General features: G+C 32.9%; 19 protein-coding genes. 9 read left to right on the forward strand and 10 right to left on the reverse strand.

Going from position 1 to position 21053, the window contains the following annotated elements:
* The first annotated feature begins 130 nt into the window (after positions 1 to 130).
* Positions 131 to 574 carry a PepSY-like domain-containing protein gene (locus M0M44_RS00565; RefSeq protein WP_248728054.1) on the forward strand — a complete coding sequence of 148 codons (444 nt, stop codon included), beginning with the start codon at positions 131 to 133 and terminating at the stop codon, positions 572 to 574.
* Between the two features lie 121 nt (positions 575 to 695).
* On the opposite strand, the gene M0M44_RS00570 is transcribed toward M0M44_RS00565, so the two are convergent.
* Both M0M44_RS00570 and M0M44_RS00575 read right to left on the reverse strand, forming a co-directional pair.
* Entirely contained in the window at positions 696 to 1871 is a 1176-nt protein-coding gene (locus tag M0M44_RS00570) for a GlmU family protein (RefSeq protein ID WP_248728055.1), read from the reverse strand.
* A 160-nt stretch (positions 1872 to 2031) separates the two neighbouring features.
* The gene (locus tag M0M44_RS00575) at positions 2032 to 2286 is read right to left on the reverse strand and encodes a type B 50S ribosomal protein L31 (RefSeq protein ID WP_007804523.1); all 255 of its coding nucleotides are present in this window, start codon (positions 2284 to 2286) and stop codon (positions 2032 to 2034) included.
* Between the two features lie 246 nt (positions 2287 to 2532).
* On the opposite strand from M0M44_RS00575, the gene M0M44_RS00580 reads away from it, so the two are divergent.
* The 5 genes from M0M44_RS00580 to M0M44_RS00600 all read left to right on the forward strand — a co-directional run bounded on the left by M0M44_RS00580 (position 2533) and on the right by M0M44_RS00600 (position 8802).
* Complete coding sequence (locus tag M0M44_RS00580; RefSeq protein WP_248728056.1) at positions 2533 to 3066, forward strand: DUF4199 domain-containing protein; 534 nt, start codon at positions 2533 to 2535, stop codon at positions 3064 to 3066.
* Positions 3067 to 3084: 18 nt separating this feature from the next.
* On the forward strand, positions 3085 to 4041 hold the full coding sequence (locus M0M44_RS00585) for a glycosyltransferase family 2 protein (RefSeq protein ID WP_248728057.1): 957 nt from the start codon (positions 3085 to 3087) through the stop codon (positions 4039 to 4041).
* 131 nt (positions 4042 to 4172) lie between these two features.
* Positions 4173 to 5900 (forward strand): phospho-sugar mutase, encoded by a 1728-nt coding sequence (locus M0M44_RS00590; protein WP_248728058.1) that lies wholly within the window; start codon positions 4173 to 4175, stop codon positions 5898 to 5900.
* A 241-nt stretch (positions 5901 to 6141) separates the two neighbouring features.
* The gene (locus tag M0M44_RS00595; protein ID WP_248728059.1) at positions 6142 to 7971 is read left to right on the forward strand and encodes an ABC transporter ATP-binding protein; all 1830 of its coding nucleotides are present in this window, start codon (positions 6142 to 6144) and stop codon (positions 7969 to 7971) included.
* A gap of 129 nt (positions 7972 to 8100) precedes the next feature.
* Positions 8101 to 8802 (forward strand): hypothetical protein, encoded by a 702-nt coding sequence (locus M0M44_RS00600; protein ID WP_248728060.1) that lies wholly within the window; start codon positions 8101 to 8103, stop codon positions 8800 to 8802.
* Positions 8803 to 8897: 95 nt separating this feature from the next.
* Here the strand turns inward: M0M44_RS00600 and M0M44_RS00605 are convergent, their stop codons facing one another.
* The 4 genes from M0M44_RS00605 to M0M44_RS00620 form a co-directional block, all read right to left on the reverse strand.
* Positions 8898 to 9311 carry a hypothetical protein gene (locus M0M44_RS00605; RefSeq protein ID WP_248728061.1) on the reverse strand — a complete coding sequence of 138 codons (414 nt, stop codon included), beginning with the start codon at positions 9309 to 9311 and terminating at the stop codon, positions 8898 to 8900.
* Between the two features lie 5 nt (positions 9312 to 9316).
* Entirely contained in the window at positions 9317 to 10036 is a 720-nt protein-coding gene (locus M0M44_RS00610) for a CREC-EF hand family protein (RefSeq protein ID WP_248728062.1), read from the reverse strand.
* Positions 10037 to 10123: 87 nt separating this feature from the next.
* Positions 10124 to 12589: a TonB-dependent receptor plug domain-containing protein gene (locus M0M44_RS00615; RefSeq protein ID WP_248728063.1), complete on the reverse strand. Its 2466-nt coding sequence runs from the start codon at positions 12587 to 12589 to the stop codon at positions 10124 to 10126.
* Positions 12590 to 12601: 12 nt separating this feature from the next.
* Positions 12602 to 14284 (reverse strand): M23 family metallopeptidase, encoded by a 1683-nt coding sequence (locus tag M0M44_RS00620; RefSeq protein ID WP_248728064.1) that lies wholly within the window; start codon positions 14282 to 14284, stop codon positions 12602 to 12604.
* Between the two features lie 180 nt (positions 14285 to 14464).
* On the opposite strand from M0M44_RS00620, the gene M0M44_RS00625 reads away from it, so the two are divergent.
* The 3 genes from M0M44_RS00625 (at position 14465) to rny (ending at position 16822) form a co-directional block, all read left to right on the forward strand.
* On the forward strand, positions 14465 to 14755 hold the full coding sequence (locus M0M44_RS00625) for a hypothetical protein (protein ID WP_095929500.1): 291 nt from the start codon (positions 14465 to 14467) through the stop codon (positions 14753 to 14755).
* 4 nt (positions 14756 to 14759) lie between these two features.
* Complete coding sequence (locus M0M44_RS00630; protein ID WP_248728065.1) at positions 14760 to 15053, forward strand: cell division protein ZapA; 294 nt, start codon at positions 14760 to 14762, stop codon at positions 15051 to 15053.
* Positions 15054 to 15262: 209 nt separating this feature from the next.
* The gene (gene rny, locus M0M44_RS00635; RefSeq protein ID WP_248728066.1) at positions 15263 to 16822 is read left to right on the forward strand and encodes a ribonuclease Y; all 1560 of its coding nucleotides are present in this window, start codon (positions 15263 to 15265) and stop codon (positions 16820 to 16822) included.
* Between the two features lie 68 nt (positions 16823 to 16890).
* On the opposite strand, the gene M0M44_RS00640 is transcribed toward rny, so the two are convergent.
* From M0M44_RS00640 to M0M44_RS00655, 4 genes are all read right to left on the reverse strand, one after another.
* A complete protein-coding gene (locus tag M0M44_RS00640; RefSeq protein ID WP_248728067.1) occupies positions 16891 to 18411 on the reverse strand; it encodes a sensor histidine kinase in 1521 nt (506 codons plus the stop codon).
* A 152-nt stretch (positions 18412 to 18563) separates the two neighbouring features.
* Positions 18564 to 19460, reverse strand: coding sequence for a site-specific tyrosine recombinase XerD (gene xerD, locus M0M44_RS00645; protein WP_248728068.1), 897 nt, complete (start codon positions 19458 to 19460; stop codon positions 18564 to 18566).
* 76 nt (positions 19461 to 19536) lie between these two features.
* Positions 19537 to 20115 (reverse strand): porin family protein, encoded by a 579-nt coding sequence (locus M0M44_RS00650; RefSeq protein ID WP_248728069.1) that lies wholly within the window; start codon positions 20113 to 20115, stop codon positions 19537 to 19539.
* A gap of 210 nt (positions 20116 to 20325) precedes the next feature.
* Positions 20326 to 20928, reverse strand: coding sequence for a porin family protein (locus M0M44_RS00655; RefSeq protein WP_248728070.1), 603 nt, complete (start codon positions 20926 to 20928; stop codon positions 20326 to 20328).
* Positions 20929 to 21053 lie beyond the last annotated feature (125 nt).

Below are 21053 nucleotides of genomic sequence, written 5' to 3' on the forward strand. Positions count from 1 at the left end.
GAAAATGTGCGGCCTAGATAATTTACAAATTAAATAATATCTTAATCGTAGAGAACGAAACCCTGATCATTTTTTAATATTTTAAAATTTTAGTCTTAACTTGTACTATAATTTTAAAAATCAGCAAAATATGAGAACGAAATTAAAACTGACTATCTGCTTAATTACGGGATTACTATTTGGACTTACTGCAAATGCACAAAAAACTGTAATTAAAAAAGAGGCTCTACCGGGAAACGCACAAACATTCTTAAAAACACATTTTGGATCTAAGAAACCGAGCTATATATTAGAAGACAAAGAAATTCTTTCTACAGAATACAAAGTTCAATTTAGCAACCAAACAGAAATTGAATTTGACAAAAAAGGAAATTGGAAAGAAGTAGATGCCAAAACTGGAAAAGTTCCAAAATCTATTATTCCAAAAAAAATTGCTTCTTATATAAAAGCAAATTTCCCTAAAGAAGACGTAACCAAAATAGAAATTGGTTCTTCGGGTTATGAAACAAAGTTAACCAATGGTTTAGAATTAAAGTTCAACTTAAAAGGCGATTTTACTAAAATTGACAAATAAGTAAAATGAGAAAATATAACAATTAGAAGATTCTTCAAACACTATAAAACCCGATAAATTCTAAGAATCTATCGGGTTTACAATTATCTAATTTTCAAATTGACTAATTATCTCAATTAAATTAGTCTTTTCTCCATTTTTTGGTTTCTTCAAAAACATGCTCTAAAATTGCTTGTTCTGTTTCATCAAAGTCTATATTTCTTCTTGACAAAACTAAACGAGCGGTTTCAAAAGCTTTTTTGGTTACATAAGTTGTAAAACCTGCTGCTCCTCCCCAAGAAAAACTAGGAACAAAATTACGAGGAAATCCAGAACCGAAAATATTAGCGCTCACACCAACAACAGTTCCTGTATTAAACATCGTATTGATTCCGCATTTACTATGATCTCCCATCATTAAACCACAAAACTGAAGTCCGGTTTTTGCAAAACCTTCAGTTTCGTAACTCCACAATTTCACTTCTTCGTAATTGTTTTTTAGGTTTGAATTATTAGAATCCGCTCCAATGTTACACCATTCGCCTAAAACAGAATCTCCTAAAAACCCTTCATGCCCTTTATTTGAATTAGCAAAAAGAACTGAATTTTTAACTTCTCCCCCTATTCTCGATCCTGGTCCAACAGTGGTCGCACCATAAACCTTTGCCGACATTTTTACCATTGCATTTTCGCATAAAGCAAAAGGACCACGAATTACAGTTCCTTCCATGATTTCGGCATTTTTACCTATATATATAGGACCTGTTGAAGCATTTAAAGTTACAAACTCTAATTTTGCACCTTCTTCGATAAAAATATTTTGTGGAGCAATTACATTAACGCTTTTAGGAATTGGCTGCGAAGTACGATCTTCTGTCAAGTACTTAAAATCTTGACGAATCGCAGCATCGTTTTTTGAGAAAATATCCCACGTATGTTCAATTGTTATACAATCTTCGTTGTAGTGAATAATTTCATAAGAATCAAAATCGACTTCTTCCTGATTTTCATTCGCAAAAAATGCTATCACATCTTCTCCTTTAAAGATTGCCTGATTTTCTGTCAAATTAGAAACCATCTCGGCAAGAGTATCATTTGGCAAATACGCTGCGTTGATCATTATGTTTTCTTCCAATTCAACCATCGGAAATTTTTCAGACAAATATTCTTCAGTTATAGTAGTAATTGTAGAACCTAGATATTTTTCCCATTTCTGGCGTATTGTCATAATTCCTACCAAAATATCAGCTACCGGCCGCGTAAAAGTAAAGGGTAATAATGCATTTCGAACGGGACCGTCGAAAAGAATGTAGTTCATAAATAATTGAGTGTTTGTTAAAATTTGATTTGGTTACCTGGCACCAAAGTTACAAATATTTTACCGGTTTAGTAAAAAACCACTTTAACGAAAAGTAATATTTAACGCATAAAAAAAGCCTTCCAGAATTGGAAGGCTTTTGTATAATGTAAAACCGCTATTATTTTTTAGCGTGTTTAGCGTATTTAGTTTTGAATTTATCAATACGTCCTGCAGTATCGATAAGTTTAGATTTACCAGTATAAAAAGGGTGAGATGTTCTAGAAATCTCCATTTTTACAACTGGATACTCAACTCCGTCAACTTCAATTGTTTCTTTTGTATCTGCAGTAGATTTAGTGATAAAAACGTCATCATTAGACATGTCTTTAAATGCAACTAATCTGTAATTTTCTGGGTGAACTCCTTTTTTCATCTTTTCTTTTTATTTATTGTTATAGAGCATCTTCATTTTGAAGCTTTTTCATGGTTAGAAAAAGGTATAAACAAACATTACTCTTTTTTGTTTAAAAATTTAATTATTTTTGAGTGTGCAAATTTACAATTCTTTTTTAATAAACAAACAGTTAGCTTACTTTTTTTTAGTTTATTTCGAAAAGCTTTTTTTATATCCGATTATAGTGGGAATTACTATATTTGTGGATTAATTAAATATAACTTTATGGATGTAAAAGTATCTCCTGCAAAGTCAGGCACGCCTTATGGCCTTTTGTTCGGTGTTATTATGATTTTAGAATTTGTCATCATGTATATCATAGGCATGAAATCACTTGTAAATACAAGTGTTGGAACAATTGTAAACATCGCAAATTATCTGATTTTGCCCTTATTGTTTATATATTTAGGTTGCACAAATTACAAAAAAAACATCAACAATGGATTTATATCCTTCTCGGAATCTTTAAAAACAGGAGTCTCTATTACAGTTATTGCAGGCCTAACATATGCCTTTTTTAGTGTTATTTTTAATTTCATTTTCCCTGATTTCATAAATGAAATGTTAGATATAACTAAAGAACAAATGATTACACAAAACCCAAATATAACATCAAAAGAACTTGAAATGGGACTTGGGATGGTTAAAAAATTCATGAATCCATTTATTGTTTTTCCAGTAACACTTGTTATGTATGCATTAATTGGATTAATATATTCCTTAATAATTGGAGGGATTGTTAAAAATGAAAAACCTTAAGTCTATAATAAAATATAAATGAATTTATCTATACTTATACCGCTTCTAAACGAGGAGGAATCACTTAAAGAACTCTACACATGGATCATTAAAGTGATGCAGTCTAACAATTACTCTTATGAAATCATTTTTGTAGATGATGGTAGTACAGATAATTCTTGGCAGATTATTGAAGGTTTCTCTAACGAAAATCCAAGTGTAAAAGGGATTCGTTTCATGAAAAACTTTGGAAAATCTCAAGCTTTACATGCTGGTTTTGCAAAAGCAAAAGGTGATGTTATTATTACCATGGATGCCGATTTGCAAGACAGTCCAGATGAAATTCCTGAATTGTACGAAATGATTATAAATCAGAAATACGATTTGGTTTCGGGATGGAAAAAGAAACGTTACGATTCTGTTGTGGCTAAAAATCTTCCTTCAAAACTATTTAACTGGGCAGCTAGAAAAACTTCTGGCGTTGAGTTAAACGATTTTAACTGCGGATTGAAAGCTTACAAAAATGTCGTGGTGAAAAACATCGAAGTTTCTGGCGAAATGCACCGCTATATTCCTGTTTTGGCTAAAAATGCTGGATTTGGAAAAATTGGCGAAAAAGTAGTAATTCACCAAGCTAGAAAATATGGTGAAACCAAATTCGGAATGGAACGCTTTATAAACGGCTTCTTGGATTTGATTACGATTTGGTTTTTATCAAGATTCGGAAAGAGACCTATGCACTTATTTGGCGCAATGGGTTCGCTAATGTTTATTATCGGATTTTTATCTGCAGGATACATTGGCGTTTCTAAACTATACCACATGTATACTGGAATGAAATACACTTTGGTTACCAACAATCCATGGTTTTACATTGCTTTAACCACAATGATTCTTGGCACTCAATTATTTTTAGCAGGTTTCTTAGGTGAAATTATTTTAAGAACTAAAAGCAATGAAGCACGTTACAAAGTAGCCCGAGAGGTTAATTTTTAACGAAAAGCCCTAGCCCCTGATGGGAACGGCATCCTTTTGTGGTGGGGTTCACCACAAAAGATATAGTGGACATCAGGATTAGCTCCTGAAAAAGGCCTTATCTTTAATAAAAAACTAAAAAAAAGACATACATGAATATCGCACCAAATATATTAAAAGCTGTAAACGAATGGCTGACACCAACATTCGATCAAGAAACGCAAGCCGCTGTTAAGGAATTAATGACAACTTCTCCTAAAGAACTTGAAGAGAGTTTTTACAAAAACTTAGAGTTTGGAACTGGAGGAATGCGTGGCGTTATGGGGGTTGGTGATAATAGAATCAACAAATATACGCTTGGAAAAAATACTCAGGGATTATCTGATTACATGCATGAAGTTTTTCCAAACGAACCTTTAAAAGTAGCTATTGCTTATGACTGTCGCCATAATAGCAATACTTTGGCTAAAGTAGTGGCTGATGTTTTCTCTGCAAACGGAATTCAAGTTTATTTGTTTTCTGATTTAAGACCAACTCCAGAATTGTCTTTTGCCCTTAAATATTTAAAATGTCAGTGCGGAATTGTTTTAACAGCTTCTCACAATCCACCAGAATACAACGGATACAAAGTATACTGGCAAGACGGTGGACAGATAGTTCCGCCTCAAGACAAAGAAATTGTCAATGTTATCGAAAGTTTGGGTTATGATAAAATCAAATTCAATGCTAATGAAAGTCTGATTCAGTATATTGATACAGAAATTGACAAAGCTTTTATAAAATCGTCTATCGAAAACGCGAGTTTCAATACCCCAGCTGAAGCTAAAGACAATCTTGATATTGTTTTTACTTCATTGCACGGAACTTCAATAAAATCAATTCCAGATACTTTAGCACAAGCTGGATACAAAAATGTGCATATTGTTCCTGAACAAGCTATTCCAGACGGAAATTTTCCAACTGTAAAATCTCCGAACCCAGAAGAACCAGAAGCTTTAACAATGGCTTTGGCTCTAGCAGATAAAACAAATTCTGACATTGTAGTGGGTACAGATCCTGACTGCGACCGCTTGGGAGTTGCTGTTCGCAACAACGATGGTAAAATGATTTTATTGAACGGAAACCAAACTATGGTTTTAATGACTTCTTTTTTATTGAAGCAATGGAAAAAAGCAGGTAAACTTAACGGGAAACAATTCGTTGGTTCTACAATTGTTTCAACTCCAATGATGATGGAATTGGCTACAAGCTATGGTGTTGAGTGCAAAGTTGGACTAACTGGCTTTAAATGGATTGCAAAAATGATCAAAGATTTTCCTGAACTTGAATTTATCGGCGGCGGTGAAGAAAGTTTCGGTTTTATGGTTGGTGATGCTGTTAGAGATAAAGATGCTGTCGCAGCAACCTTATTAATCTGCGAAGTTGCCGCTCAAGCCAAAGCCGCGGGAAGTTCTGTTTACAAAGAACTTTTACAGCTTTATGTTGAAAATGGTTTCTATAAAGAGTACTTAGTTTCGCTGACTAAAAAAGGAATGGAAGGTTTACAAGAAATCAACCAAATGATGATTGATTTACGCGAAAAACCTTTGAAAGAAATCAATGGACAAAGAGTTATTATGGTTGAGGATTACCAATCGTCTATTGCTTTAAATTTATTGAATGGCGAAGAATCAATAATGGAAATCCCAAAATCGAATGTATTGATTTATTATACAGAAGATGGATCAAAAATTTGCGCTAGACCTAGTGGAACTGAACCTAAAATTAAATTCTATATCAGTGTAAATGCTGAAATCCAATCGGTTTCTGATTTTGATGAAGCAGAGAAATTCTTAGACAACAAAATACAAAATATCATTGCAGATATGCAGTTAAACTAAACCTGCATTTCTCAATCTATACAATTTTGCAAATTGCATGCAGAATTAACAAGTTCTATATCTTTGAACTCTGATTTACTTTCAAGATTGTAAATCAGAGTTTTTTTTATAAAAAAAACTAAAAAGAAATTGAAAACTCCTCAATTGGATTAATTTTGTGCATTGAAAATTAAGTGCTCAAAATAAATACTAAAACCCAAAAGAGCTGACCAACCAAAGAAAATAACATCAAAAAAAATAAATGAGTAATTTCAAAAAAATAGTTCCTTTTATATACCCGTATAAAAAATACGCATTCTTAAATATCTTTTTCAATGTTTTGTATGCGCTTTTCAGCACACTTTCGTTTGTTGCTTTAATACCAATGCTTCAGGTATTATTTGAAAAAGGAAAAAAAGTCGAAATAGAACCGGTTTACGAAGGCATTTTTAAAATAAAAGAATATGCTGAAGACTATTTGGCTTATTACATTACTACTGCACAAAAAAACCATGAACCTGGTTATGTTTTATCGGTAATGGTCGCCATTATCATTTCAATCTTTTTACTTAAAAACTTAGCCGATTATTTGGCGATGTTTTTTATCAATTTCCTTAGAAATGGAGTATTAAAGGATATGCGAAATGCTTTGTACAAAAAAACACTAGAACTTCCTTTGGCATTTTATTCTGAAAAAAGAAAAGGAGACGTAATTTCTAGAATTTCAGCTGACGTAAACGAGGTTCAAAACTCTTTCTTGGCAATCTTGGAGCTTATTGTAAAAGAACCTTTAACGATTATCTTTACAATAACCACGATGCTTATCATTAGCGCTAAGCTGACTTTGTTTGTTTTCATTTTTATTCCTGTTTCTGGATATATTATTTCGCTGATAGGAAAACAACTTAAAAAACAATCAACCAAAGCGCAAGAAGAGCAAGGAAGATTCCTTTCTACTATCGAAGAAACAATTGGCGGATTGAAAGTTGTAAAAGGATATAATTCTGAAAATTACTTTAATAAAGTTTTCCAAAACTCGACAGAGCGTTTTTTCACTTTATCAAATAGTATCGGAAACCGCCAAAACTTAGCTTCTCCAGCAAGTGAATTTATGGGAATTACTGTAATTGCCATCTTACTTTGGTACGGCGGCCAAATGGTTTTAATTGACAAAACATTACAAGGCGCTGCATTTATTGCTTACATGGGATTAGCTTACAATATTCTTACTCCTGCAAAAGCAATTTCTAAAGCTTCTTATGGAGTAAAAAGAGGAAATGCTGCAGCAGAACGTGTTCTTGAAATTTTAGAACAAGAAAACACAATTACTTCTAAAGAAAATGCTGTTGAAAAAACAACTTTTGATGACAATATCAGTGTTCAAAATGTAAACTTTAAATACGAAGAAGAAACAGTTCTAAAAGACTTTTCTCTTCAAATAAAAAAAGGACAAACTGTTGCTCTTGTAGGACAATCTGGAAGTGGAAAAAGTACAATTGCGAATTTATTGACTCGTTTTTATGATGTAAACGAAGGGTCGATTTCTATTGACGGAATCAACATTAAAGACATGAATCTGCAATCTCTCCGAAGCTTGATGGGATTGGTAACGCAAGACAGCATTTTATTTAACGATACTATTAAAGCAAATATCGCTTTAGGGAAATTAGACGCTACTGATGACGAGATTATCGAAGCGCTTAAAATTGCAAATGCTTTTGAGTTTGTAAAGGATCTTCCGCAAGGAATCTACACTAATATAGGAGACAGTGGAAACAAACTTTCCGGAGGTCAAAAACAGCGTTTATCTATTGCTCGTGCCGTATTGAAAAATCCGCCGATTATGATTTTAGATGAAGCAACATCAGCATTGGATACAGAAAGCGAAAAATTTGTTCAAGTAGCATTAGAAAACATGATGCAGAATAGAACGTCAATTGTAATTGCACACCGACTTTCGACTATTCAGAAAGCAGATGTGATTGTCGTAATGCAAAAAGGAAAAATCGTTGAACAGGGAACTCACGAAGAATTAATTGCCCACAACGGAACTTATAATAAACTGGTAACCATGCAGTCTTTCGAGTCGTAAGAACACATCAAAAACCAGATTAATTTACACAGATTAAGGAAATATTAAAACTCAGTTTAATTTCTTTAATCTGTGTTTATTTTTATAACTTTAGGTTGATTTAGAACAAATCCTGTAACTCCGCCCAAAATGTATCTTAAAAACCCCAACATAAAACTTCCGGATGACCCTGATACTATTGTGTGGAAATATCTTGATTTATCTAAATTTCTTGACCTTTTACTTTCTAAAAAACTATTCATGTCACGTTCTGACAAGTTTGAAGATCAATACGAAGGTACTTTTAGCGAACCGACTTACGAAGAAATTAAAAAGCTAGCGGCAGATAACCCTGAATTTTTAAATTACTACAAAACACATCGTGAAAAAGTAGCTATAAGCAGCTGGCACATTAATGAATATGAATCTTTTGCCATGTGGCAGATTTTCACAAAAAATAATGAAGGCTTAGCTATTCAATCTACAATTGGAAGGTTGCAAAAAGCTGTAAAACCAGAAAACAATTATGATCAATATATTGGCGAAGTAAACTATATCGATTATAAAAAAGAATATATTCCGTTTGATAATTTATTCTTTCCGTTTTTATTTAAAAGAAAGAGTTTTCAATACGAGAGAGAAGTCCGCATTCTTAGCGACACTTCCAAAAGCGATATCAAATTAAATGACGGATTAAAAATCAATGTCGATATCAATCAATTGATCGAAAAAATCTACATTCATCCAAAATCTGAAAACTGGTATAAAAAACTGGTAATTGAATTGGTGGAACGTTTAGGATTTGGTTTCGAAATTGAGAAATCAGATCTGGAAAGTGATATTTTGATATGAAGCCGCTAAGGTTCTGAGGAGCTAAGGTTCTAAGTTTTTCTCTTATGCTGATTAAAAAGCATTAATAAAAGTGCAAAAAAAAAACTTAAAGATAATTATTTCTCTTTGAGTTTTTCTAAATACCTATTTCTAAGATCCAAATTTTGATCTTCAATGATTATTTGTCCATCTTTTTTATAATAATAAACAGAATCAGATTTAGACTTTTTCATCACAGAATCACCAATCTCCATTTTATCATATAATTCAGTACTCACTTGCCATCTAACCCCAGAATCCAAAAACAGACAATGTGGGAGACGATATCCCTCCCCTCCTTCTATTTTCTTCTCATAAACAACTCCAGAAAAGCCATATTCATTAGCTTCTTTATATTCCTTTTCTATGTATCCCATTGAATTACCAACGAAATATGCTCCAACAACAGTAAGAAAAAAAATGGGCATAAAGATTAGTTTTGCTATTTTAATTCCTTTATCATAGCCTTCAACCTCTTCCTCTGGATTCATAAAAACTATATAGGCTTATAAGACTTGACCTCCCATTTTTTAGAAGCCAAATCTATATAATTGTAATGCAAAACATCATTTTTATCGAATTGTCCGTTTTGGTTGGTATCTTCAATAGTTCTAAAATACAAACGGTTTTTAGATTCAATCAAACTCCAATCTACCAGCTCTTGAAGATCTGCTGAAACTTTCGTGAAATTTTCTCCGCTGATATCGCTTAAGTACAAAGTTTTAATATCACTTGTATCAATTTTTCCGTCTTTATTAGTATCTGAATCTGTCAGTGTATAAACCATAACATTATTATGTGTTTTATCTGCAACGGTTTTCAGAAAAGTAGCCGTTAAAATTAGAACTGGCTTATCAGACAAAGGTCGGATAGAATCTGAATCTACTTTTTGGAATTTTAAATTCTGAAGATATCCTGTAATTTCATATTCTCCTAAATTAGAAATCGTAAAACTTACATCATTAACGCTCGAAGAACCAAATCTTGCCTTAGATCCTCTTTCAAAAACCCTTAAATCTCCAACTGGGTGAATTAAATAATTGGTTCCTTCCATTTGAATTGGCAAATCGGCGATTTCAATCTGGGTTGTATCTGTTTTAGTAATACTCACTTTATTTGAAGCACCGTAGCTTACTTTTGGTTTTTGAACTTCTTCTCGGCAGCTTAGTACTGTTCCGATCAGTATTATGGCGATATATTTAAAATACTTTCTCATCTACATTGATTAATACGATTATCAAATATACTATTTTTGATTGTATTTTTTATTTTTATTGAATTTTATAACCGATCACGAAGCAGATTATAGCCTCGCATTAATCTTAACGTTAAAAACCCTCGAAGTCATATAATTCGGAATCGCATATTGATTTTTTGAATACACATCACGAACCCAAGTATTTGTAATCGCATTTTGATTATTAAAGAGATTAAAAATTTCTAACCCTAAAGACAATTCTTTAAAGTTTTTTAGCCAACCTGTTTTTGTGTTCTGTGTACTGCTGTCTACAAAAACTTTTGCAAAACCAATATCTGCTCTTCTATAATCATTCAATCTATTTTGATACAAGTATGGATCTGTGTAAGCTGGCGCACCACCCGGCAAGCCTGTATTATAAACTAAATTTAAATATACTTTCACACTTGGAATGTTCGGCATATAATCCTGAAACAGCATCGCAAATTTCAATCTCTGATCTGTAGGCCGCGCAATATAACCTTTGTTTTCGTAATTTTCTTCCGTTTTCATGTATCCAAAACTCACCCAAGATTCGGTTCCGGGAACAAATTCGCCGTTTAATCTAAAATCCAAACCTTGCGCATATGCTTTTGCATTATTATTGGCAACATAACGGATACGAACATTATCAATAGAATACACATTTACATCTGAAAGTGATTTATAATAAAGTTCCGTTACCCATTTAAATGGGCGGTTCCACATTTTAAAATTATAGTCATTACCCAAAACAACATGAATCGCTTCTTGTGCTTTCACATTCGGGTTTACAACACCTTCCAGATCTCGAAGTTCCCTATAAAATGGCGGTTGATGATACAACCCTCCAGAAATTCTAAAAACCATATCGCGATCCCAATCTGGTTTTATTGCAAATTGCGCACGGGGACTTACTACAAATTGAGTTTTTCCTTCTTCTGCAGCTCCTTCAACATTCCATCCTTGAAAACGAGCTCCTAAATGGTACCAAATCTGACTTGAACCAATTTCCGATTGTTTATTCCACTGCGTATAGCCAGAAAATCTATTTATGGTATTAAAATTTGTAGCACGAATATCTTGATATGGCAAAAGCGGCCCTGTATAAGGAGTATAGGGCTGATTATTTTTTGGAAGAATAAGCAAAGGAGGATTTATAGAAAATCCAGCAGAATCGATTACCTCCCATTCCACTACTCGATCTCGAATAGATTCTCTAGTATATTTTAAACCAAACTCTAACTGGCTTTCTTTCCAGTTCTGAATTCCTTTTAGTTCAATATTTGCAATTAAAGCATCCAAATCGTTTCGGGCATGATTCAGCTGAGAACCAATTCCACGTGTAAAATCAATAGCCGAAGCATTTTCTGGATCTTCAGCATTTACACTTCCTAAACGATATTGGGCTAAAATATCAAAATGCTCCTTTTCTTTAGTATGAAATAAAGAACCAATTAATTTTAAAGTGAGTGTAGAAGAGGCTTTGAAAGTAGTTTTCAAAGCTCCAAAATAAGTGTCGTATTGATCTTTTTCTTGTCCGTCATAATAAACCGAAAGCGCCATTGGCTGGTCTACCGTACCAAAATTAGTTTGACGCACTAAAGGTTCATATGAATACTTATTTTGAGAAATATTTCCTAAAAAGCTCATTTGCCACTTTTCAGAAATATCGTAATTGATATTCGTTTGAATATCGGCAAAAGTCGGTTTGTAATTCGTCTCTGTATCTTGGCTGTTTACTAGAAGGCTATTATTTCTATAACGCACTCCAGTTACCGCAGACCATTTTTTATTTTTAGAAACTAAATCGACCGCAGCACTTCCACCTAGGAAACTTGCTTCAAAAGCAGCACCAAATTGAGTTGGCTTACGATACGTAATATCTAAAACGGAAGATAATTTATCTCCAAACTTGGCTTGAAATCCGCCAGCAGAAAATTCAACATTCTGCACCAAATCTGTATTCGTAAAACTTAATCCTTCTTGCTGACCGGAACGAATTAAAAACGGACGATACACTTCTACTTCATTCACATAAACTAGATTTTCATCATAATTCCCGCCTCGCACCATATATTGCGAACTTAACTCGTTATTTGAATTAACACCAGGAAGCGTTTTCAGAATATTTTCAATTCCAGCATTTGCACCAGGAATTTTCTTTATGGTTTCTGTATCAACAGATGTAATTCCCTGAACTCGCTTCCTATTTCCAGAAGAAACAAAAACTTCTCCCATTTGCTCCTCAGAATTATTCATAATCGGATTAAAAACAAAAACTTCATTTGTTTTCAAACTAACAGTCAAACTCATCATTTTTAATGAAACGTGAGTAAAAATCAAAGAGACCTTTTTGTTTGAAGGAATTACGATTTCATAAAAACCATTCGAATCTGACTGAACAAAAGTATTCTGCCAAGAGACATTCACACCCGAAACAGGATGTTTCTCTACATCTAAAATCAGCCCTTTAATACGAGCGTTTTGAGCTAATGCAATACAGCTAAAAAATAAAAAGAGAAAAGCGAATGTAAACCTATTTTGACTCAAAGATTTTGGGTTTTATTTTTTTTGACTTCTGAAAAAACGAGTTTCAAAGATAGTAGTATTTCCTACATTATCAACTACCTCAATTTTTAAAACGTTTTCTCCTTCTGCCAAATACTGATCATCAAAAGTATGAGTAATTCTTCTGGCTTTATTTTCATATTCAAACAAAACCCAACTTCCATTTAAATATCCATTATAAGACTTAATTCCCGACAAAGCATCACCTATTGTAAAGTCAATTTTCTTTTGATCGCTAATCCATTTTCCCTCTACTGGTTTTGCAATTTTTATCACTGGCCCAATTGTATCTAAAACCAAACCATATGTACCCAATATTTTTGCTTTGGCAGTAAAAACGTCGCCTTTTCTAATGGTTCCATTGTAACTTGTTCCTTTACCAATATATAGTTTGTCTCGTAATGATTCTGGATAATTATCGTCTTTTATAGTAATCGTAAAGTTGGAATGAACCGGAACTGTATCGTCATGAATATAAATTTTATTATTTCTAACATCGAAATTCATATTAAAATCCTCATAAAAAGTTCCCGCAGGAAAAAACACAGACATATTATCTTTTTCGAAATTGGAATCTTTATTATATCTCACAAAATAAGGCCCTGTAACAGGTTCTGCCTGCACGAGCGGTGTTGCTGTGTCGTATTCGATAGGCACTGTTATAGAATTTAAATTTCCAAAATAATCTGAAACTTCGATTCTGTAATTCAAAGCCAAGTTTGGTTCTGGCGTGATAACTCCGTACTGCGAATCTGTTTTAATTATGCTTAAAGCGAAAGGCGTTTTCATAAAAAGCTTTTGAACTCTCTGACTTGTTTTTTTATACCTCGCATAATCTATAAAAGCATTGATATAACGCATTTCATCAAAGGAATACGTATTAAACTGATAATTATAATTTGGATTTCCGTTTAAAAAAGTCGAAACATTAAAAACCCCATTTTTGTTATACGAAACATCATCGGTATCTACCGCATTAATTCCAAAACCAATTTTTCCGTTTGCCTTAACTTTTGAAGCCAGATAAGTTCCGTCTTTCTGGAGAGCCATATTCACAAGCAAAGGCTGTTTAGATTGGTTGACCGTTGCATTATCCAGTGGATACACATACAAACTAGACAAAGTTGGTTTTTTAGTGTCCTTAATATTTTGGTCAAAGCCAAAGAAAATCGGATTGATAACAAATTCTGTTTTAGTATCACGAATTTCAAAATGAAGATGCGGTCCTTCTGAAGAACCTGTATTTCCAGAAAGCCCAATTATATCGTCTTTTTTTACAGGAAGTTCGTCTGGTTTTGGAAACATTTCAATTTCATATGCCTTTTCTTTGTAATGTGTTTTTTTTACATAATCCAAAATTGCACCGGTTGGCGTTTGCAAATGCCCATAAACAGAAGTATAACCATTTGGATGCGTGATGTAAATACATTTTCCGTTTCCAAAAGTCGAAATTTTGATTCTTGAAACATATCCATCGGCAATAGCATGTACAGTTAACCCTTCTCTCTGATTGGTTTTCAAATCAAAACCAGCATGAAAATGATTAGGCCTTAACTCTCCAAAATTACCCGAAAGTCGCATCGGAATATCTAATGGAGGACGAAAATAGTCTTTAGGATATTGCGTTTGAGCAAATATAAAATTACAAATCAAAAAGGTAAGGGCAGAAAATCTCATAAGCAACATTTTTGCTAAGATAAATAAAAATAGATCAATAAAAGCAAGAAAAAACCTATAATTTTACAATTAATTGAATTACATATATTTATCTATTTTAATGTAAAAAAATCGATAAAAAATTGCATTAATAAAAAGGAATATTAACTTTGTATGATTAAGTAATGAATAGGATGTATAATGAGTGTAATTGCAGAAATAATTGATACTCTTGAATATAAAGCCCAAAAGCTTTTTGAGAAATCAAAAGGTTTGGAGCAAAACAATCAAGTATTACGATTAGAATTAGCCAAAGCTGCGCAAATTATCCAGAAACAATCTGAGGAAATGGAGGCTTTGAAAAAGCAAAATGAAACACTTAAAATAGCCAATTCGTTGCTTGGCAGCGACAATAACAAGAGAGAGACAAAGCTTAAAATAAATTCATTAATTCGCGAAATTGATTACTGTATAGCACAACTATCAGATTAATAATATGGACGGAAAGCTTAGAATTAAAATATCAATTGCCGATCGCGTTTACCCACTTACGGTTGAACCGAGTCAGGAAGAGGGACTTAGAAGTGCTTCTAAAAAAATTGATGCTATGATAAAGCAGTTCGAAGAAAATTACGCGGTTCGTGACAAACAAGATGTTCTAGCAATGTGTGCACTACAATTTGCATCGCAAGTAGAACAAAAACAAATTGATAACGCAATCGATGGAGAAGAAACCATCGAAAGAATTAAAAGATTAAATACGCTTTTAGATCAATATCTCGAAAAATAAACGTTCTTTACAGAAACTAAGATACTGCCTACATTAGTTCACAATTGGTAAACTCAACACTAACAATTTAGAATGAGCAAATCGTCGCTACTATAGTATGCCCTCCATTTGGCTGGGAAACTTGAACAGTGAGTTAGCTCAAAACTTGTCTTTACGAGTTTATACAAGCAATTAATGTAGGCTTTTTTTATATATAAACCCTAACAAACATGGACATCATAACGATCATCATTGGTATTGTAGGTATTGCAGCAGGTTTTGCAATAGCTAAAATTATCGAGAAAAGTAATATTTCAAACCTAATTAAAAACGCTAAAAAAGAAGCAGCTTCTATCTTAAAAGACGCTAATTTGGAAGCTGAAAATATCAAAAAAGACAAAATTCTTCAAGCAAAAGAGCGTTTTATCGAACTTAAATCGGAACACGAACAAGTTATTTTAGCACGTGATAAAAAAGTGGCTGAAGTAGAAAAACGTGTACGCGATAAAGAATCTCAAATTTCTAACGAACTTTCTAAAGCTAAAAAAGTAAACGAAGATTATGAAGCTAAAACAGCCGAATACAACAACAAAATTGAGGTTTTAGACAAAAAACAAGCTGAAGTTGACAAACTTCACAAAAGCCAATTACAGCAATTGGAAGTAATTTCTGGTCTTTCTGCTGAAGAGGCAAAAGAGCAATTGGTTGAAGGTTTAAAAGCTGAAGCTAAAACAAAAGCAATGTCTCACATTCAAGAAACTATTGAAGAGGCAAAATTAACTGCACAGCAAGAAGCTAAAAAAATCATCATAAACACTATTCAAAGAGTTGGAACGGAAGAAGCAGTTGAAAACTGTGTATCTGTTTTCAACATTGAATCTGACGATGTAAAAGGACGCATTATTGGTCGTGAAGGACGTAACATTAGAGCTCTTGAAGCTGCAACTGGAGTTGAAATCATTGTTGATGACACGCCAGAAGCTATCATTCTTTCTTGTTTTGATCCTGTTCGTAGAGAAATTGCTCGTTTGTCTTTGCACAAATTAGTAACTGACGGACGTATTCACCCAGCTCGTATCGAAGAAGTTGTAGCTAAAACTGCAAAACAAATTGATGACGAAATTATTGAAGTAGGAAAACGTACCGTAATCGACTTAGGAATTCACGGTTTACACCCAGAATTAATTAAAGTGGTGGGTAGAATGAAATACCGTTCTTCTTACGGGCAAAACTTATTACAGCACTCAAGAGAGGTTTCTAAACTTTGCGGTATCATGGCTGCAGAATTAGGACTAAACGTAAAACTAGCTAAAAGAGCTGGTTTATTACACGATATCGGAAAAGTGCCAGATACAGAAAGCGATTTACCACACGCACTTTTAGGTATGCAATGGGCTGAGAAATACGGCGAAAAAGAAGAAGTATGCAACGCAATTGGAGCGCACCACGATGAGATCGAAATGAAATCTTTATTGTCTCCGATTATTCAAGTTTGTGATGCTATTTCTGGAGCAAGACCAGGTGCTAGACGTCAGGTTTTAGATTCTTACATCCAGCGTCTAAAAGATCTTGAAGATGTAGCTTACGGATTCAGCGGAGTTAAAAATGCTTATGCAATTCAAGCTGGTAGAGAACTTCGTGTAATTGTAGAAAGTGAAAAAGTTTCTGATGATAATGCAGCAAACTTATCTTTCGAGATTTCACAAAAAATTCAAACAGAAATGACTTACCCTGGACAAGTAAAAGTTACAGTTATCAGAGAAACTAGAGCTGTAAATATTGCTAAGTAATCAGGATTACAAATAAAAAATAAAGGCTGTCAATTGACAGCCTTTATTTTTTTAGTTCTATTTAAATTTTACATATCATTAAAAACGATTTTAAAGCTCGTTCCTACTCCTACTTCACTTTCTACTTCAACCGTTCCTTTCATAGCCTCAATTTGATTTCTTGTAATATACAACCCAATACCTCGAGCTTCTTCGTGTTTATGAAAGGTTTTATACATTCCGAATATTAAATCACCATAAACTTTCAAATCGATTCCCAGACCATTATCTGAAATCTTAAGCGACTTAAAGCCTTCTGGCTCGATTGCAAAATCAAAAGTAATAATAGGATCACGATCAGGATGTGCATATTTAATTGCATTTGTTGTAAAATTCAGCAAAACACTTTCCATATACGCTGGATTAAAATTAATCGTGAGATACTTTGGAACATTATTAATAATGGTTACTTTTCGCTGTTTATCATAACCTTTAATAGTCGAAATAGTCTTCTCGATATACTCACAAAGCTTTAACGGCACTACTGCAATATTAATATTGCTTTGCGTTTTGACAATTTGGGTAAGATTCGAAATAGTCTCATTGAGATCGTTAGAAACAGCTCTCAAGTATTCCAGCATTTCAGCTACAGTTTGCTTACTAACATCAGCATCAATAAGATCTAAAATAGATTTTATATTTCCAGCCTGCGTATTTAAATTGTGCGAAACAATATGCGAAAAATTCAACAATCGGCTATTTTGATCACTATACAGTTTCATCGTTTTCAAAAGTTCCAGCTCTTTTTCTTTTTGCGCCGATACATCTGTATGAGTTCCGATTACACGAAGAGGCTTTCCGTTTTCATCCCGTTCAATTACTTTTCCTCGATCCAAAATCCATTTGTAATTTCCACTAGAAGTCATTACACGATGATAATTTTCGTAAAACGGAATCTTATTATCAAAATGTTCGTGAATATCGGAGTAATATTTTGGAAGATCATCAGGATGAACGATTTTATCCCAACGCTCTGGATCATCAAAAATATCGGTAGATTCCAGTTCTAAAATTTTAAGAGACAAGGACGAATAAAAAACACTATTAGTAACCATATCCCAGTCCCAAATCCCCACCGTAGAAGCGTCAAGAGCAAATTGAAAACGTTCTTCAGAAATTCTAAGTTTTTCTTCTTTATCTTTCAATTCGGTAATATCCGAAACATGTCCATAAAAAATAACATCTCCTCCGGCTCCCGCTTCTGTTTTTGCAGAAATCCTAAACCAGCGAATGCCTTTTTTAGGAAGACTAGCCCTAAATTCAATTTCCCAAGGTTTTATTTCTTTCCTAGCCTTAATTAAAGACTGAAAAAAAAGTTCCCGATCCTGCGGTAAAATTCGATCGTAAACTATAAATTTTATATCATTATCAAAATTTGCTGAAGAAATTTCAAATATTTCATCAGCCGATTTACTTACGAGTGGAAAGGTGTAATTATTATCATCATCAATAATAAATTGAAAAAGTAAGTCGGGCATTTCGGCCAACAATTTTTTATAAAAATTATTTACCTCCAAGCAATCGTCATTTCCATATAAATCAAAAACCATATACTACTTTTTTATGTAAATAAAACATTAAGAACTTATGCGGGAGAAGCAAAACAAAACATCACATTTCACTGTATTTAATTCGTTTTAACTCAAATTTTTAACACAATATATAAATTTTCAAAACAAAAAACGCACAATACAATAAAAAATTATTTTCTTGGATGAAAACTATGCATAACCTCCTTTAAAAAACTGCGATCAAGATGAACATAAATTTCTGTTGTTGTAATAGATTCATGCCCAAGCATTAACTGAATGGATCTCAAATCTGCACCATTTTCAAGCAGATGTGTAGCAAAAGAATGGCGTAATGTATGCGGACTTATACTCTTATTCAATCCCATTTTTTGTGCAAGATCTTTAATGATAGTAAAAACCATCGCGCGTGTTAACTGATTTCCTCTTCTATTCAAAAATAAAGTGTCTTCTGCTCCTTTTTTAATATTGAGATTACAGCGAACTGCATTTCTATAAATATCAATATATTTCTGAGTTAATGATCCTATTGGAACAAATCTTTCTTTATTGCCTTTACCTGTAATTTTAATAAAGCCTTCATCAAAAAACAGATCAGATATTTTTAGAGAAATGAGTTCAGAAACACGAAGACCACAGCCATAAAGAGTTTCAATCATAGCGCGGTTTCGCTCGCCTTCGTTGGTGCTTAAATCGATTGTTTCGATCAGAGCATCAATTTCTGGAAGTGATAATGTATCGGGTAATTTACGTCCTGTTTTGGGCGCTTCGATTAATTCTAAAGGATTATCGTTTCTATAATCTTCAAAAACCAGATAATTAAAGAAACTTTTGAGTCCAGAGATAATTCTAGCCTGCGACCTTGGATTAACTTCTTTAGCTACCGTATAAATAAATTGCTGTAAAGTTTCGTCGGAAATTTTTATTGGCGAAATATCAATCTGATTGGTTTCCAAAAAAAGACACAAACGCTCAATATCAAAGCCGTAGTTTTCGATTGTATTTTTAGACAAACCTCTCTCAATCCTCAAATAGGACTGATAATCTTTTATATATCTGCTCCAATTCATATTTACAAAGTAAATGATTTTTTAGCATAAAAAAACCTCCCTAGTTTAAGGAAGGTTTTCAAATATTTTTAATTTCTTAATTAAATTTATAAGCCGCAGTTATAGCAAAAACACTGTTTTTTGGACTATCGTAATATTCGTCCCAAGTATCTGCGTCATTATCTGCAATATTAGACAAACCTACTGTATAACGAGCACCAACTGAGAAGTTATCAGTAAAGTTATATCCAAGTCCGAAATTAAATCCTGTATCAACAGATTTGAAACCATCTTTTACATCTCTGCCTTCACTTTTAGCAGAAACTAAAAATCCTAATTGTGGTCCAGCCTCAGCAGTAAATTGTTTTGTGATATAAAACTTCGCTAATACAGGCACATTAATATAATTTAATTTAGTATCAAATTTATCGCCTGCAAACTTCAATTTAGCGCCTTGAGTAGAGAACAAAAGCTCTGGCTGAATAGATAATCTTTCAATAACTTTAATCTCAGCAAAACCTCCTACTTGAAAACCTACTAAAGAGTTAGCATCCCAATAATTTCCGCCTGCAAAAGTTGTAATATTAAGACCTCCTTTTATTCCAAATCTTGTTTCCTGAGCATTTGAGAATGCAAAAGCCATAATTGCAATGGCAGATAAAATAATTTTTTTCATTCTAATTTGTTTTGGGTTAAATTAATCAGATCAAATATAAAAATATTCTTCATAAAACTACATTAGGAATTTAATAAATAAAATAGTAATAAGTTTGTAAGTTGTTAAATTAAAATCATATAAACTTTAAATGCAAAATCTAAAACAAAAAAAAACCTTCCCAAGGGAAGGCATAAAAAAACTAAATTATTATTATTATTATTTTTATTTTTAGAATTTATATCCAACAGTTAATGAAACTACATTATTATGGATTTTAACATCATTATCAAAGTCAGAAATGTTTGATAAACCAAAATTATATCTTACCCCAACTGATACATTCTCCGTGAAATCATATCCTGCTCCAACATTTAAACCGAATGAAACTGATTTAATATCATCTTTTGCATCATCATTTCCAGAATTTTTTTCTCCATAATACATCTCTTCCCATTTATCTTTAGCTGACAGTAAAAAACCTATTTGGGGCCCCGCCTCAACACTAAATTTATCAGCAACATAATACTTAGCCATAACTGGAACGTTTAAATAGCTAGTATTGATTGTTTCTTTAAAATAGTAATTAACCTCTGATTCCTCAAATTTAGCTCCTTGGGTAGAATACAAAAGCTCTGGCTGAATTGAGAATTTATCTGTAAGTTTAAATTCTGCAAAACCTCCCACTTGAAAACCAACTTTAGACGATGCGTCTTCAATGTCTCCCGAAAAACTTGAAAGATGTATTCCTCCCTTTAATCCAAACTTTACATCTTGAGCATTTGCCCATCCGAAAGTTAATACTGCAATAGCAGTTAAAACAATTTTTTTCATAATTTTTAAAAATATTATTTGATTAATATTCAACAAAACTAAGATTAGACCTACAAAAAACACTCCACTATAAGTTTAAAAAGTATTAAAATAAGACACAAATAATACTAGAATAGACTTCCTGA

Source organism: Flavobacterium humidisoli (assembly GCF_023272795.1).
Taxonomy (GTDB): Bacteria; Bacteroidota; Bacteroidia; order Flavobacteriales; family Flavobacteriaceae; genus Flavobacterium; species Flavobacterium humidisoli.